This is a genomic window from Streptomyces sp. NPDC000880 (assembly GCF_053599675.1).
In genome coordinates this window covers 1-15,315 of the sequence record NZ_JBSFMS010000159.1, presented here as the reverse complement: position 1 = coordinate 15,315, position 15,315 = coordinate 1, and the positions used below count along the sequence as shown (strand labels likewise).

General features: G+C 70.4%; 12 protein-coding genes and 1 pseudogene. 9 read left to right on the top strand and 4 right to left on the bottom strand.

Translation table 11 applies throughout. From position 1 onward, the window contains the following. A partial coding sequence (locus tag ACWDO5_RS32285; protein ID WP_450534068.1) for a large ribosomal subunit protein bL34 occupies positions 1–124 on the bottom strand: 124 nt, incomplete at its 3' end. 236 nt (positions 125–360) lie between these two features. Continuing rightward, positions 361–1,260 (bottom strand): hypothetical protein, encoded by a 900-nt coding sequence (locus ACWDO5_RS32280; RefSeq protein WP_450534066.1) that lies wholly within the window; start codon positions 1,258–1,260, stop codon positions 361–363. A 365-nt stretch (positions 1,261–1,625) separates the two neighbouring features. Here ACWDO5_RS32280 and ACWDO5_RS32275 point away from each other — a divergent pair, with 365 nt between their 5' ends. The 4 genes and pseudogenes from ACWDO5_RS32275 to ACWDO5_RS32260 form a co-directional block, all read left to right on the top strand. After that, positions 1,626–2,192 carry a GNAT family N-acetyltransferase gene (locus tag ACWDO5_RS32275; RefSeq protein WP_450534065.1) on the top strand — a complete coding sequence of 189 codons (567 nt, stop codon included), beginning with the start codon at positions 1,626–1,628 and terminating at the stop codon, positions 2,190–2,192. A 72-nt stretch (positions 2,193–2,264) separates the two neighbouring features. Beyond that, positions 2,265–2,822 (top strand): hypothetical protein, encoded by a 558-nt coding sequence (locus ACWDO5_RS32270; protein ID WP_450534063.1) that lies wholly within the window; start codon positions 2,265–2,267, stop codon positions 2,820–2,822. Positions 2,823–2,882: 60 nt separating this feature from the next. Beyond that, positions 2,883–3,647 carry a GNAT family N-acetyltransferase gene (locus ACWDO5_RS32265; RefSeq protein WP_450534062.1) on the top strand — a complete coding sequence of 255 codons (765 nt, stop codon included), beginning with the start codon at positions 2,883–2,885 and terminating at the stop codon, positions 3,645–3,647. Positions 3,648–3,864: 217 nt separating this feature from the next. Continuing rightward, a pseudogene (locus ACWDO5_RS32260) lies at positions 3,865–4,884 on the top strand (hypothetical protein); the annotation flags it as partial. A gap of 119 nt (positions 4,885–5,003) precedes the next feature. Here the strand turns inward: ACWDO5_RS32260 and ACWDO5_RS32255 are convergent. Beyond that, positions 5,004–6,170 carry a PQQ-dependent sugar dehydrogenase gene (locus ACWDO5_RS32255; RefSeq protein ID WP_450534060.1) on the bottom strand — a complete coding sequence of 389 codons (1,167 nt, stop codon included), beginning with the start codon at positions 6,168–6,170 and terminating at the stop codon, positions 5,004–5,006. 114 nt (positions 6,171–6,284) lie between these two features. Next, on the bottom strand, positions 6,285–7,277 hold the full coding sequence (locus tag ACWDO5_RS32250; protein WP_450534058.1) for an aldo/keto reductase: 993 nt from the start codon (positions 7,275–7,277) through the stop codon (positions 6,285–6,287). 75 nt (positions 7,278–7,352) lie between these two features. Here ACWDO5_RS32250 and ACWDO5_RS32245 point away from each other — a divergent pair, with 75 nt between their 5' ends. The 5 genes from ACWDO5_RS32245 (at position 7,353) to ilvC (ending at position 15,195) form a co-directional block, all read left to right on the top strand. Continuing rightward, the gene (locus ACWDO5_RS32245) at positions 7,353–8,306 is read left to right on the top strand and encodes a 2-hydroxyacid dehydrogenase (protein ID WP_450534057.1); all 954 of its coding nucleotides are present in this window, start codon (positions 7,353–7,355) and stop codon (positions 8,304–8,306) included. A 333-nt stretch (positions 8,307–8,639) separates the two neighbouring features. Continuing rightward, positions 8,640–11,465, top strand: a complete 2,826-nt coding sequence (locus ACWDO5_RS32240) for a putative bifunctional diguanylate cyclase/phosphodiesterase (RefSeq protein ID WP_450534055.1) — start codon at positions 8,640–8,642, stop codon at positions 11,463–11,465. A gap of 202 nt (positions 11,466–11,667) precedes the next feature. Beyond that, positions 11,668–13,551, top strand: coding sequence for an acetolactate synthase large subunit (locus tag ACWDO5_RS32235; protein ID WP_450534054.1), 1,884 nt, complete (start codon positions 11,668–11,670; stop codon positions 13,549–13,551). 26 nt (positions 13,552–13,577) lie between these two features. Continuing rightward, complete coding sequence (gene ilvN / locus ACWDO5_RS32230; RefSeq protein ID WP_005311534.1) at positions 13,578–14,102, top strand: acetolactate synthase small subunit; 525 nt, start codon at positions 13,578–13,580, stop codon at positions 14,100–14,102. A 91-nt stretch (positions 14,103–14,193) separates the two neighbouring features. Continuing rightward, positions 14,194–15,195, top strand: a complete 1,002-nt coding sequence (gene ilvC / locus ACWDO5_RS32225) for a ketol-acid reductoisomerase (protein ID WP_450534053.1) — start codon at positions 14,194–14,196, stop codon at positions 15,193–15,195. Positions 15,196–15,315: the final 120 nt, after the last annotated feature.

Sequence of the window (15,315 nt, the reverse complement as noted above, 5' to 3'; positions counted from 1 at the left end):
GGTTCGCGAGAATCGCGCGGCCGGCACGGGTGCGCATCCGCAGGCGGAAGCCGTGGGTCTTGGCGCGACGACGGTTGTTCGGCGGACGGGTTGCGGGGGCGCCGGTGACGCCGGGAGGCCGCAGTCGGCCGCGGAGCGGGCCCACCCCGGAGGGGCGGGCCGGTGCCGTGGCCGGCCGCAGTCTGCCCCGGGCGCCGTTGGCTACTGCCACGACCGGCCCGCGGTTCGACCCGTGGGCCGGCGTATGCGCACCACAGCGTGCCGCAGGCCCACCCCACCCCGGACCCGTCGGGCAGTGTCACGACCGGCCGCGGGTCGACCCTCGGGCGCTGGGCCTCCGTGCCGCAGCCAAGGCGGGCGTCAGTGGCGTATGCCCAGGCCCGGCAACCACAGTTCGCCGCGGTCCTTGCAGCTGGCGTCCCTCGCTCGCAGTTCCTCCGGCTCTTTCGTGCCGCGTGCCCGCAGTTCCGTGATGGCCAGGCTGGCCACCGCCGCCACCTCCCCGCGCTCCGGGTCCGGGAAGTCCGTCTGCCACCAGCCCCGGTCGCGGGACCTCCAGCCACGCGAGTGCATCAACCGCGCCCGCTCCGGGCTGTTCTCGCCGTCACGGTCGTCGACCGAGACATGCAGCCCGTCCTCCAGCGCGTATGAGATGAGCAGCTGTCGGCCGCGGTCCGCGCCGCTGGTCACGCTGAAGCTCGCCCAATCGTCGCCGACCTGCACCGGAAGCTGCTCCACCCACGCCGTGAGCAGCAACTCGAGCGCGCTTTCGAAGTGTTCGAGGCAGGATGCCTGCCGGCCGCCGGGCCGCTCGGTCGGGCGCTCGCCGGGGCCGCTGCGGTCCAACTGCCAGGTGTACGGCAGGAAGTCGAAGTCGTGCGGCTCCTCCGCCGACCAGGCGCCGCCCCACTCGAAGGCGCGTCGTTCCCCTTGCTCCAGGGTGTCCGTGTCGTGGACCGACAGCTGCGCCCGGTGGCGGTTTCCGGCGAGCAGCACCAGCCTTCTGCCGTCCCGCCAGCGGACGTTGGGGCCTTCTGCCGAGCCTCCGTAGAGCGTCGGCTCGCCGATCCTGGCCACTATTGCGTCGTACACCTCGCGGAAGGCCTGCCGCCGGTCCCGGAGCGAGGCGCCCGGGTCGTACGCCAGTACCGGGACCGGGTCCCGGTCGAGGTACGCGTCGGGCGCGTCATGGAGCGTCAGGGCGAACTCCGCGGCGTCGCCGGGTGTCAGGATCGGCAGGTTGGTCCCCGTGTTTTCCATGTCATCCATCGTGCCAGCCGCCACCGACAACACCCGCCGCACGTTTGGGCATTCACCGCTCAGATCGCGCCGAAATCGGCGGTGTTCACAGGCCGGGCACCGGCGGGCATCCTCCGCGGCGTCGAAGGCGATGGACTCGCTCAGCTTCATCGCGGGTTCGCGAGCAGCGTCGCCACGATCCGCCCGCCGGCCTACGTCGACGAGGCCGACCTGGACGACTGAACTGGTGGCTGCCGCGCCGGCTGGACCGCCCACTGCCGCGTATCAGCATCGAGCCGCCCGAGTGCCGCGTGCATGCGAAGATCCCTGGGCAGCGCGCGAGCGAGGACGGACAGCTCGTGCCGTAACCGGGCCGGAGGAAGACGATGTTTGCGACACCGCTGGGCGGCGACGGGGCGGAACTGCGGCCGCTGGAGCCCTGGCAGGCCGAGGAGTACCTCGCCCATATCGACCGGGGCCGGGAGTTCATCGGCCAGTACGTCGCACTCGCCGCCGTCGCCACGGATGTCGACTCGGCGCGGGCCTTCCTCCAGTCGTACGCCGACAAGCAGGCCGCGGACGGCGGGCGCATCTACGGGATCTGGCTGGACGGGACCCTCGTCGGCGGTGTCCTGTTCCGTATCTGGGACACCGCGAGCGGCGCGTGCGAGGCGGGCTGCTGGCTGGAGCCGTCGGCGGCCGGGCGCGGGCTCGTCACACGAGCCGCGCGCGTGATCATCGACTGGGCGGTGTACGAGCGTGGAATGCACCGTCTCGAGTGGCAGGTGGCCTCGGGGAACACCGCGAGCATCAATGTCGCCAAGCGGCTGGGGATGGTGCGGGAGGGGGTGCTGCGGGAGAGTTACCCGTACGAGGGCGTACGGCACGACATGGAGGTCTGGTCGGTGCTGGCGCCGGAGTGGCGGGAGCTGCGGGCGCAGGAAGTTCGCTGAGGCCAGGCGTTAAGGGGTGGTCGCCCAGGGGTTTGGTCGTCGTTAAGGGGACTCTCAGAATCGGCCCCTAGCGTGCGGCGCATGAACCCCACCGAGACCAAAGAGATCACTGGCACGACCGACGTGACGGACGTGCCCGACGCGGCTGCCGCCGAGCAGGTCGAGCCTGCCGAGCCCGCCGAGCCTCTTACCGACGAGGACAGGGACGAGGCCGAAGCCGAGGCCGAGGCTGCCGACGAGACGCCGCGCGCCTCCTCCGGCCTCGGAGCCGCCGCCGCGGGCGTCGTCTCGGCCGGCCTCGGCGTCGTGGCACTCAGCGGCAGCTGGGTCGGCAGGGTCGCCGCCGAGCGGCAGACGCTGATCGGCCAGATCAAGACCTCGCAGGGCGGCACCCCCGCCCAGCAGATTTCCGCGATCTACGGCGACGCCTGGCACACCACCGCCCTGTTCAACGGCATCTTCGCGCTGCTCGCGTTGCTCGTCGGCCTGGCTGTGTTCGCCCTGCCGCAGAGGGCCGGCTGGGTACGGGCCTTCGCCGTGGCCGGAGTCGTACTGGGCGTCCTGGGGCTGATCTTCTCCGTCGGCATGTACTTCGACCTCTTCCTGTCGCTGCCCAGCGCAGGCTCGTAGTCGTAGCTGCGGCCCAGAAACCTGTTGGTGCGTCTGTCCGTCCGGTGCTGCACTGAGCGGATGGATCATGACGCGGTACTCAGCCTGTTCGACCACCAGCTGCGGCAGCGTGGCGAAGGAGCCGAGCGGGCCGGCGACGTGGTGCGGCGGGCCGGAGTCGACGGCGACTGGAACGGCGTCGTCTGGTCAGGCCTGGACCCCGCCACGGCCGACGCCGCGATCGCCGAGCAGGTGCGGTACTTCACCGCCCTGGGGCGGGACTTCGAGTGGAAGCTGTACTCCTACGACCGGCCTGGCGACCTCGGCGCGCGGCTGCGGGCGGCCGGCTTCACACCCGAGCCCGAAGAAACCCTGATGGTCGCCGAGATCCGCGACCTGCCCACCGACGTCGAACCCCCTGACGGCATCAGGCTGGAACCGGTCACCGACCCGGCGGGCGTGGATCTCCTGGCCGACGTGCACGAGCAGGCCTTCGGCACGAGCGGGACCCGGCTGCGCGAACAGCTCCTCGCCCAGTTGGCCCAGACCCCGGACACCATCGGCCTGACCGTCGCGCTGGCCGGCGAACAGCCGGTCTGCGGGGCGCGGATGGAGCTCCACCCGGGAACCGAATTCGCGAGCCTCTGGGGCGGCGGCACCGTGTCCGCCTGGCGCGGCCGTGGCATCTACCGGGCACTGATCGCCCACCGGGCCCGTATCGCCGCCGCGAGCGGCTACCGCTTCCTGCAGGTCGACGCCTCCAGTCAGAGCCGCCCGATCCTGCAACGGCTCGGCTTCGCCCCGCTGAGCACCACCACTCCGTACATCTACGAGCAGCGGCCCTGAACGCGAGCGGGCAGCGCCCCCCTAAGGCCGGGCGAGCAGCGATCCCAAGGGCCGGGCGAGCAGCGCCCCTAAGGCCGGGCGAGCAGGGGCCTTAGGCAGTTGGGCGTACGCATCCCCGCCGCCTCCAAGGACCCCCTCCGCGCGAAGATGCGGCACCCTCCCGATGTGGCGGACCCCTCTGAGCGACGAGAGTCGGGGCATCGCAAGACGCCGTTGTGAGGACGACCTCATAGAGGCGCTGCGCGCCGCGGTGGGCGCGAACATCCTGGTGGCCACGCCGGACGGCGACGGCTACCGCTTCCGGCACTCCCTCGCGCGCGAGGCCGTGGGCGACGATCTGCTGCCCGGCGAGCGCTCCCGGCTCAGCAGGCGTTACGCCGAGGCGCTGGAGGCCGACCCGGCGCTCGTACGGTGCGAGGAGCGGGCAATGCGCCTCGCCAGCTACTGGTACCACGCGAATGACGCCGCGAAGGCCCTCCCTGCGGTGCTGAGCGCCTCGGTCGAGGCGCGGCGGCGGCATGCGTACGCCGAGCAACTGCGGCTGCTGGGGCGGGCGATGGAGCTCTGGGACAGCGCGCCGGAGGAGGTGCGGACGGCGCTGCGGCCGGTCGACTACGCGGAGGCGTACCCTCCGTGCGGCTGCGATCCGGCCACCACGCCGCTGCGCTTCCTCGACCTGATGGCCGAGGCGTCCGTCGCGGGCCGGCTCAGTGGCGAGCGCGAACGCGCGCTGAAGATCACCAAGCGCGGGCAGCGGCTGGCGGAGGCGGAGAACGACGCGCTGCGCAGCGCCTGGTTCTCCGTCCAGCGCTCCCGGCTCGTCTCGTCGCTGGGCCGCGGCGACGGGTGGGCGGAGCTGGCGGCCGCGCAGGAGCTGGTGCGCGGACTGCCGCCGTCCGCCGTCCACGCGGAGGTGCTCGCGGAGGCGGCGAGCTGGGGCATGGTGCACGACCCGGGGCCGGGCAGCCTGGCGACCGCCGAGCTCGCCGTGGAGTATGCGCGCATGGTCGGCGAGGAGAACAACGAGCTACGGGCCCGCCTCACCCTCGGCAGCCTCATGGTCGACGCGGGCAACATCGATGAGGGGCTCGCGGAGATGTGCGCGGTCAAGGAGCGGGCCGTCGCCCTTGGCCTGCCCGCGCACGTGGGGCGTACGCATGTGAATCTGCCGTCCGTGCTGGAGGGCGTCGGCCGCTCACGGGAGGCGGTCGACATCCTCACCGAGGGCGTCGAACTCTCCCGAAAATAAGGCCTGTTGGACACCGATGGCCGCATCGGCCTGAGCAGACAGGGCGGCGTGGCGCCTGACGGCCGGTGCCCGCGCCCGGCGGCAGCCGCGCCCCGAGCCGTACACCCCTACTTCACCTCCAGTTGGAGGATCTTGTCGTCCCCCGGCTCGGGTGATCCCCGGCGGTCCGTCTCGCTCGTGACGAGCCAGACCTCGGTTCCGCCCACCGACAGGACCGTGCGCAGACGGCCGTGGATCCCCTCCAGGAACGACTGGGGCTCCGCCGAGGGTTCCGCGCCCGCCAGCGGGATTCGCCAGAGCCGCTCGCCCTTCAGTGACGCCATCCAGATCGAGCCCGATGCGTACGCGATGCCACTCGGCGAGGCCTCCGCCGTCCTCCACTGGGCCACCGGGTCGACGAAACCGGAGCCGCCGCCCTTGCCCTCCACCTCCGGCCAGCCGTAGTTCTTCCCCGGCTCGATCAGGTTGAGCTCGTCCCAGGTGTTCTGGCCGAACTCGGCGGCCCACAGGCGCTTGTCGGAGTCCCAGGCGAGCCCCTGCACATTGCGGTGGCCCCATGAGTAGACGACGGAGTCGGCGTCCGGATTGCCGTGCACCGGCTGCCCGTCCGGGGTCATCCGCAGGATCTTGCCGCCGAGCGACTTCCTGTCCTGCGCGAGCCCCGTGTCGCCCGTCTCGCCCGTGCCTGCATAGAGCATCTTGTCCGGGCCGAACGCGATCCGTCCGCCGTTGTGTACGAGGCCCTTGGGGATGCCCCTCAACACCGTGTCCGGCGCGCCCAGTTGCTGTTCTGCCGGCTTCTGCTCCTCGTACAGCATGCGGGCGATGCGGTTGTCCGACTCGGTGGTGAAGTACGCGTACACCTGATGGTCCGAGGCGAACGAGGGGGAGACCGCCAGGCCCAGCAGCCCGCCCTCGCCACCCGGGGAGACCCCCGGCACCGAGCCGATCACGGTCTGCTTGCCGCTCTCCGCGTCGACCCGGCTGATCGTCCCCTCGTCGCGCGAGGCGACCAGCAGATCGCCTTCGGGCAGCGCGGCGACGCCCCACGGCGACTTCAGGTCCTGCGTCAGTGTGGACACCACCTTCACCGAGCCCTTCGCGGGCGGGCCCGTCGGACTCGGCGACCCTCCCGAGGCGGATGCGGCGGGGGCCGTGGTGGCGGACGTCGCCCCCTTCCGGCCGGCAGGCGCCTCGCCGTCACCGGACGAGCACCCGGCCACGAGCAGAAGCACGGCAGTGGACAGCACGGCTGTAACAGCAGGACGTTGCACAGTTCTGATCCCTTCGACGGCTGCTTGAACTGCCTGACTACTGTTCTTACACCGCAGCCGCCCCCCAGGTTCCCGATCTTCCGTCAAGAGCCAGAAGAACGAGCGAGAGTTCACTCAGTCCCAGGATCCCCGCGCCGACGGCAGTTCCGCCACTTCCGCCAGATCCCGCCCCGTCAGTTCAAGATCCGCCGCCCCCGCGTTCTGCACCACCCACTCCTCCCGCTTCGCCCCCGGCACCGCCACCACATTCCGCCCCCGCCCCAGTACCCACGCCAGCGCGACCTGGGCAGGAGACGCGCCATGCCGCTGGGCGATCCGCCGCAGCCCCGCCACCACCGGCTGGTTCGCCGCCATCATCTCGGCCGTGAACCTCGGATGCCGCGCCCGCACGTCGTCAGGCTCGAAGCCCTGCCCCGGCGTGAGCGTCCCCGTCAGAAATCCGTTCCCCAGCGGCATCGCCGCCAGGAACCCCACCCCCCGCGCCTCGCACCACGGCAACAGCCGCTCCAGCGCCTCCGGCGACCACACCGACAGCTCCGCCTGCACCGCGCTCACCGGGAACACCTGCTGCACCCGCTCCAGCTGCCGGATCGTTCCCTCGTGCAGATGCGCCCCGGAGCGCCTGGACGCGCGCGCCCCCACCGCGCACATGCCCAGCGCCCGCACCTTTCCCGCGCTCACCAGCTCCGCCATCGCGCCCCAGGTCTCCTCGACCGGAACCTCCGGATCCGTCCGGTGCAGCTGATAGAGATCGATCACATCGGTCTGCAGCCGCCGCAGCGAGGCGTCACAGGCCCGCTTCACATACCCAGGTCGCCCGTTGGCGACCACATGCTGATCGCCGACGAGCAGCCCGACCTTCGTCGATACGAACGCGTCCCCGCGCCGCTCCTTCAGCACCCGCCCGATCAGCAGCTCATTGGTGAAGGGCCCGTACATATCGGCCGTGTCCAGCAGGCCGCAGCCGGCGTCGAGCGCGGTGTGCACCGTGCGCAGCGATCGCTCCCCGCGCTGCTGGGAGTTGCTGTACGCCCAGCTCATCGGCATACAGCCGAGCCCGATCGCGCCCACTTCGAGGGCCGCCGCACCGATTGTCCTGCGCTCCAACTGTCCGTACCCCTCCTTCGGCCGCTGACCAAACTAACCAATGCGGACCGAGATCCTTCGCATAGCCTCTTGACCATGACTTCAGATGTGTGGCTCCCGATTCCGGCCGACGAGATCCAAGGGCTTCCCGACCCCTCGGACTCGGGCCTCAACTACCTTTTCTGGGACGGCGGTCCTGACTTTCCCGCCGACCCCGCCGACTGTGCCTTCTACGCCGTCCCGTACATGAAGGGCTTGGAGGTCGCCGTCCGCCCGCTGGCCGCGATGACATCCGTACGCGTCATCCAGACCCTCTCCGCGGGGATCGACCATGTGGAACCCGGACTCGGCTTGCTGCCCGCCGGCGTGCGCCTGTGCAACGCCAAGGGCGTCCACGAAGCCTCCACCGCCGAGCTCACCCTGGCCCTGATCCTCGCCTCCCTGCGCGGTGTCCCCGGCTTCGTACACGGCCAGGACAAGGAGGAATGGCGGTCCGGCTTCTATCCGGCGCTCGCCGACAAGTCGGTGCTCATCGTGGGATACGGATCGATCGGCGCCGCCATCGAGGACCGGCTCGCGCCGTTTGAATGCGCGCGGGTGGCGCGCGTCGCGCGCTCCGCCCGCACTGCGGAGCGCGGCGAAGTGCGCGCACTCACCGACCTGCCCGCGCTGCTCCCGGACGCGGATGTCGTGATCTTGTCCACCCCGCTCACCGAGCAGACGAAAGGCCTGGCCAACGCCGGTTTTCTGGCCCGGATGAAGGATGGCGCGCTGCTGGTGAACGTCGCCCGAGGCCCGGTCGTCGACACCAAAGCCCTGCTCGCGGAGGTGGAGAGCGGACGCATCACCGCCGCCCTTGATGTCACAGACCCGGAGCCGCTGCCCCAGGGCCACCCCCTCTGGCACGCCCCCGGTGTCCTCATCAGCCCCCATGTGGGCGGCTCCACCTCGGCTTTCATGCCGCGCGCCAAGCGGCTGCTGGCCGGACAGCTCACCCGTTTCGCCGCGGGCGAGCCGGTGCACAACGTGGTGCTCACGACCGGACAGTGAACCCTTCGCGCCCGCGCTTCGTGCACTCTATGAAGTCGTTTGGTTGCGCCATGTGGCAACAAGGCGGCTGGTGGTCACGGAGAGTAGAGGTGCTATGTCCCTGAGTGACGAGACTGGTGTATCGTCCCGACCTGGGGGCTGCACCAGGCAGGGGCGGTGCAGTAGCGCGACCTGACTGCCGATCAGACTTCGAGGGGGGCGACGGGCGATGCACGGCCATTGCACGAACGATCCGACGCGGCGAGGCCGCCGCCGACGACCCTCGCACGCTGCGACGCAAATAGTCGCTCCGATCACTGTCACACCGACGGCGGCGCTCCCCGCGGCGGCCCCGTGAGCGCCCCGGGGGTGCTCCTGGCCCGCCAGGCGTTCTCCGGCGGCGCCGCGGGGCTGCGCTCCCAGATCCTCCTCGCCGCCATCTGCTCCGGTTACGGTGTGGGCGCCGCCGTCGGCTGGGGTTCGCCCGAAGTCGCTCTGGTCATGGGCGACTTCGGGCTGAGCGCCGCCGCCCTGGTCGCCACGGTCTCCTGCTTGATCTACGCCCGTTCCAAGCACAGCCGCTTTCGGCCCGCCTGGCTGCTGTTCGCGGTCTCCTCCGCGATGGCATCGTGCGGGAACGCCGTCTGGGGGTGGTACGAGGTCGTGCTGGACCGCGAGGTACCGAGTCCCTCGATCGCCGACCTGTTCTTCCTCTGCTTCGCGCCGCCCGCCATCGTCGGCCTCCTCGTCCTCGCCAAGCGCCCGGTCACCAGGGCGGGCTGGGTCTGCCTCGCGCTGGACGCCTGGCTGATCGGCGGCTCCCTCCTCACCCTCTCCTGGAGCATCGCGCTCGCCCACACCGCGCGCGTCCAGGGCGAGAGCGTGGCTCCCGCCGCGCTCGCCCTCGCGTATCCACTGCTGGACATCGTGCTGGTCAGCCTGGTGCTCGCGCTGCACTTCCGGCGCTCGGCCACCAACCGCTCCGCGATCAACACCGCCATCGCCGCGCTCGCCCTGACCGTCCTGTGCGACGCCCTGTTCACCTCGCCGCTGCTGCGCGAGAGCTACCGCTCGGGCCAGCTCCTCGACGCGGGCTGGTTCGCCGGTTCGCTGCTGCTCGCGTACGCCCCCTGGGGCGCACGCCGTACGGCCGAGACGGCCAGGCCCCCGCGCGGCCCCCGCCACCCCAGCCGTCCCGTCGCCGGCTCGCTGGCCGCCCTCACCCCGTATCTCGCTGCCGCCGTCTGCACACTCGGCATTCTCTACAACGTCATTGAGGGCCGCCGAGTGGACCGGGTCGTCGTCCTCACCGGCTGCACCGTGGTCCTCGCCCTGGTCGTCCGGCAGGGCATCATGCTCCTCGACAACATCGCCCTCACCCACGAGCTGGCGCAGAAGGAGAACCACTTCCGCTCGCTGGTGCAGGGGTCGAGCGACGTCATCATGATCGCCGCCCCCAGCGGGATACTGCGCTATGTCAGCCCCGCAGCCGCCGGTGTCTACGGCCGCGAGGCCGAGGAGCTCATCGGCTCCGAGCTGGCCTGTCTGATCCACCCCGAGGACCTCGGCCGGGTGATCCATGAAGTGCGCCGGTTTCTCGCCGCTCCGCCGGCCGATGAGCCGACCACGCGGATCGATTGCCGCTTCAGATCGGGCAGCGGCGACTGGCTCAATGTGGAGTCCACGGTCAACCGCCACCAGGGTGGGCTGATCTTCAACAGCCGCGATATCACCGAACGGGTCCGGCTGCAGGCGCAGTTGCAGCACAACGCCGAGCACGACCCGCTCACCGACCTGCCCAACCGCGCCCTTTTCACCGAGCGCGTCCGCCAGGCCCTCACCGGCCGCCGCGCGGGCGACTCCGGCACCGCCGTGCTCTTCATCGACCTCGACGGTTTCAAGGGGGTCAATGACCGCCTCGGCCACCTGGCCGGCGACGAGCTGCTGATCCAGGCGGCCCGCCGGCTGCAGGATTCGGTACGGTCCGGGGACACCGCAGCCCGTCTGGGCGGTGACGAGTTCGCGGCCCTCGTTGTCGGCGACGGCTCCCGCGACCAGTCCGCCCGTCAGTACCAGGTACGCGAGATCGCCGACCGGCTGCGCCTGACCCTCTCCCAGCCATACCGCGTGGACGGCCGCGAAGTGCGGGTGGCCGCCTCCATTGGGGTGGCCTTCGCCGAGCCCGCCATCACCCCCACCGACCTGATGCGCAACGCCGATCTCGCCATGTACCGCGCCAAGGCCGCGGGCAAGGACCGCGTCGAGCTGTACGCCCCGCAGATGCAGGCCGACGTGGTACGCCGCACCGAGCTGGCAGCCCGGCTCCGCAGCGCCCTGCACGAGGGCGAGTTCGCGCTGCTCCACCAGCCCGTGGTGAGCATCGTCACAGGCCGTATCGCCGCGGTCGCCGCCCAGGCCCGCTGGCGCTCCCCTCAGGGCATCCTGTTCACCCCGGCCGAATTCCTGCGGGTCGCCGACAGTGCGGACACTCCAGAGGCTGCCCGCACGGCCGAGCTCGGCCGCTGGCTGCTCGAAGAGGCCGTGGAGCAGGCTGCCGAGCGCAGCAGGGCGGGCCACCGGGTGCCCGTGTCGGTCCGGCTCTCGGCCGGCCGGCTGCTGGACAAGTCCCTGCCGCTCGGTTCCATCGAAGCCCTCCTCACCCGGCACGGGCTGCCGTCGGGGGCGCTGGTCATCGAGCTCGCCGACAGCGATCCGCGGATCTCCTTCGACGATCTGGAGCAGCGGCTCGTCGCGCTGCGCAGACTCGGCGTACGGATCGCCCTGGACGGCTTCGGCAGCGGATACGCCGCCATCAACGCACTGCGCAGGCTCCCTGTGGACGTACTGAAACTGGACAGGGGGCTGGTCGAGGGCGTCGTCGAGTCCGCCCGGCTGCACAAGATCACCGCGGGGCTGCTGCGGATCGCCTGCGACCTCGGCATGCAGTCCGTGGCGGACGGCGTGGACATGCCCGAGCAGGTGCTCGCACTGCGCGCCATGGGGTGCACGCACGGCCAGGGCATGGCCTTCTCGGGGCCGCTCGACGAGTACCGGCTGCGCCGCGCCCTGGTCCGCGACGAGTTCCCGGTGCCCGGCGGAATCGCCCTGCCCGCCCTGACAGGCGGCATCTTCCCTGCCCGCAATGGCTCAAATAATGAGACGCGCGTCCCACCCACTTGACAGTCATGGCGCGCCGGGGAGAGGGTCAATGCCATGCGCACCCGAATTCTCGTACTTGGAAAGCGCGTCGGCTGAGCAGGGCCGCGAAAGCCCTGCAGACCCCTCCCGACGCGCTCCCCTCGCCTGCCTCACGGCACGAGGGGTTTTTTGTTGCACAGGCACACCCCAAACCCTCGCAAAAACCCTCAGCTTCGAGAAGAGAATGCCGATGACCGAGCAGGCCACCGGGGCCCACCATCCGCAGCCGCGGGCCCGTACCGGCGGACACACCGCTGCAGTTGAGCACGTCACGGGCGCGCAGTCCCTCATCCGCTCTCTCGAGGAAGTGGGGGCCGACACGGTATTCGGCATCCCCGGCGGCGCCATCCTCCCCGCGTACGACCCGATGATGGACTCCACCAGGGTCCGCCACGTCCTGGTCCGCCACGAGCAGGGCGCCGGCCACGCGGCGACCGGCTACGCCCAGGCCACCGGCAAGGTCGGCGTCTGTATGGCGACCTCGGGCCCCGGCGCCACCAACCTGGTCACCCCGATCGCCGACGCGCACATGGACTCCGTGCCGCTGGTCGCGATCACCGGCCAGGTCTCCTCCAAGGCGATCGGCACGGACGCCTTCCAGGAGGCGGACATCGTCGGCATCACGATGCCGATCACCAAGCACAACTTCCTGGTGACCAAGGCCGACGACATCCCGCGCACCATCGCCGAGGCCTTCCACATCGCCTCCACCGGACGCCCGGGCCCGGTCCTCGTCGACATCGCCAAGGACGCCCTCCAGGCGCAGACCACCTTCAGCTGGCCGCCGCAGCAGGACCTGCCCGGTTACCGCCCGGTGACCAAGCCGCACGCCAAGCAGATCCGCGAGGCCGCCAAGCTGATCGTCCAGTCCCGGCGACCCGTCCTGTACGTCGGCGGCGGCGTCCTCAAGGCCGGCGCCACCGCCGAGCTGAAGGTCCTCGCCGAGCTCACCGGCGCCCCCGTCACCACCACCCTGATGGCACTGGGCGCGTTCCCCGACAGCCACCCGCTGCACGTGGGGATGCCGGGCATGCACGGTGCGGTCACCGCCGTCACCGCGCTGCAGAAGGCCGACCTGATCGTCGCCCTCGGAGCCCGCTTCGACGACCGCGTCACCGGCAAGCTGGACAGCTTCGCCCCGTACGCCAAGATCGTCCACGCCGACATCGACCCGGCCGAGATCGGCAAGAACCGCACCGCGGACGTGCCGATCGTCGGTGACGCCCGCGAGGTCATCGCCGACCTGGTCCAGGCCGTCCAGGCCGAGCACAGTGAAGGCCACACCGGCGACTACGACGCCTGGTGGAAGGACCTCAGCCGCTGGCGCGAGACCTACCCGCTCGGCTACGACCAGCCGGACGACGGCAGCCTCTCGCCGCAGCAGGTCATCCAGCGCATCGGCCGGCTCGCCCCCGAGGACACCATCTACGCCGCGGGCGTCGGCCAGCACCAGATGTGGGCCGCCCACTTCATCGACTACGAGAAGCCCGCCACCTGGCTGAACTCCGGCGGCGCCGGAACGATGGGCTACGCGATCCCGGCCGCGATGGGCGCCAAGGCCGGCATGCCGGACCGCACGGTCTGGGCCATCGACGGCGACGGCTGCTTCCAGATGACCAACCAGGAGCTCACCACCTGCGCGCTGAACAACATCCCGATCAAGGTCGCGATCATCAACAACGGCGCGCTCGGGATGGTTCGCCAGTGGCAGGCCCTCTTCTACAACCAGCGCTACTCCAGCACCGTCCTGCACAGCGATGACACCGGGCACCACGTGGCCGGCTCCCAGGTCGGCGCGAGCACCACGGCGCGCCAGGGCACCCGCGTCCCCGACTTCGTCAAGCTGTCGGAGGCCATGGGCTGCTACGCGCTGCGCTGCGAGTCCCCGGACGACCTGGACAAGGTCATCGCCGAGGCCAACGCGATCAACGACCGCCCCGTCGTCATCGACTTCATCGTCCACGAGGACGCCCAGGTGTGGCCGATGGTCGCCGCCGGCACCTCCAACGACGAGGTCATGGCAGCGCTTGGCGTCCGCCCCGACTTCGGCGACAACGAAGACGACTGAGAGCCGTAGGAAGAGGAACGACGCACATGTCCAAGCACACGCTCTCCGTCCTGGTGGAGAACACGCCCGGCATCCTCGCCCGGATCGCCGCCCTGTTCTCCCGCCGCGGTTTCAACATCGACTCGCTCGCCGTCGGTGTCACCGAGCACCCCGACATCTCCCGCATCACCATCGTGGTCAATGTCGAGGACCTGCCGCTGGAGCAGGTGACCAAGCAGCTCAACAAGCTGGTCAACGTTCTGAAGATCGTCGAACTCGAGCCCGGCGGCGCGATCCAGCGCGAGCTCGTGCTGGTGAAGGTCCGCGCGGACAACGAGACCCGCTCCCAGATCGTCGAGATCGTCCAGCTGTTCCGCGCCAAGACCGTGGACGTCTCGCCCGAGGCGGTCACCATCGAGGCAACCGGTTCGAGTGACAAGCTCGAAGCAATGCTGAAGATGCTGGAGCAGTTCGGCATCAAGGAGCTCGTCCAGTCGGGCACGATCGCCATAGGGCGGGGCGCCCGGTCCATCACGGACCGGTCCCTGCGGGCCCTCGACCGTTCCGCCTAGCGAGACCCCCCGCCATCCTCACCCCCTCCCGCCGTACGGTGGGACGCAAACAGCGTCATTCCAATGACGTGCACACCAAGGAGATATCCCTGTGGCCGAGCTGTTCTACGACGACGACGCCGACCTGTCCATCATCCAGAACCGCAAGGTCGCGGTCATCGGCTACGGCAGCCAGGGCCACGCCCACGCGCTGTCGCTCCGTGACTCGGGTGTCGACGTCCGCGTCGGTCTGCACGAGGGTTCCAAGTCCAAGGCCAAGGCCGAGGAGCAGGGCCTGCGCGTGGTGACCCCCGCCGAGGCCGCCGCCGAGGCCGACGTCATCATGATCCTGGTCCCGGACCCGCTCCAGGCCCAGGTCTACGAGGAGTCCATCAAGGACAACCTGAAGGACGGCGACGCGCTGTTCTTCGGCCATGGCCTCAACATCCGCTACGGCTTCATCAAGCCGCCGGCCGGCGTCGACGTCGCCATGGTCGCCCCGAAGGGTCCGGGCCACCTGGTCCGCCGCCAGTACGAGGAGGGCCGCGGCGTTCCGTGTATCGCGGCCGTCGAGCAGGACGCCAGCGGCAAGGGCTTCGAGCTGGCGCTCTCGTACGCCAAGGGCATCGGCGGCACCCGCGCCGGCGTCATCAAGACGACCTTCACCGAGGAGACCGAGACCGACCTGTTCGGCGAGCAGGCCGTGCTCTGCGGTGGCGCCTCCGCACTGGTCAAGGCGGGCTTCGAGACCCTGACCGAGGCCGGCTACCAGCCGGAGATCGCGTACTTCGAGTGCCTCCACGAGCTGAAGCTGATCGTGGACCTGATGTACGAGGGCGGCCTGGAGAAGATGCGCTGGTCGATCTCCGAGACCGCCGAGTGGGGCGACTACGTCACGGGCCCCCGCATCATCACGGACCAGACCAAGGCCGAGATGAAGAAGGTTCTCGCCGAGATCCAGGACGGCACTTTCGCCAAGAACTGGATGGACGAGTACCACGGCGGTCTGAAGAAGTACAACGAGTACAAGAAGCAGGACGAGAACCACCTGCTGGAGACCACCGGCAAGGAGCTGCGCAAGCTCATGAGCTGGGTCGACAACGACGAGGCGTAAGCCTGCGGACGGGGGTCGGGACGACTCGTCCCGACCCCCCGCCCGGGGGGGCCGCCCCGTCCAGCGGGTTTACACGCAGTACCGCCCCGCGCGGGGGTAGCATGCGCGTAGGCGGTTAGA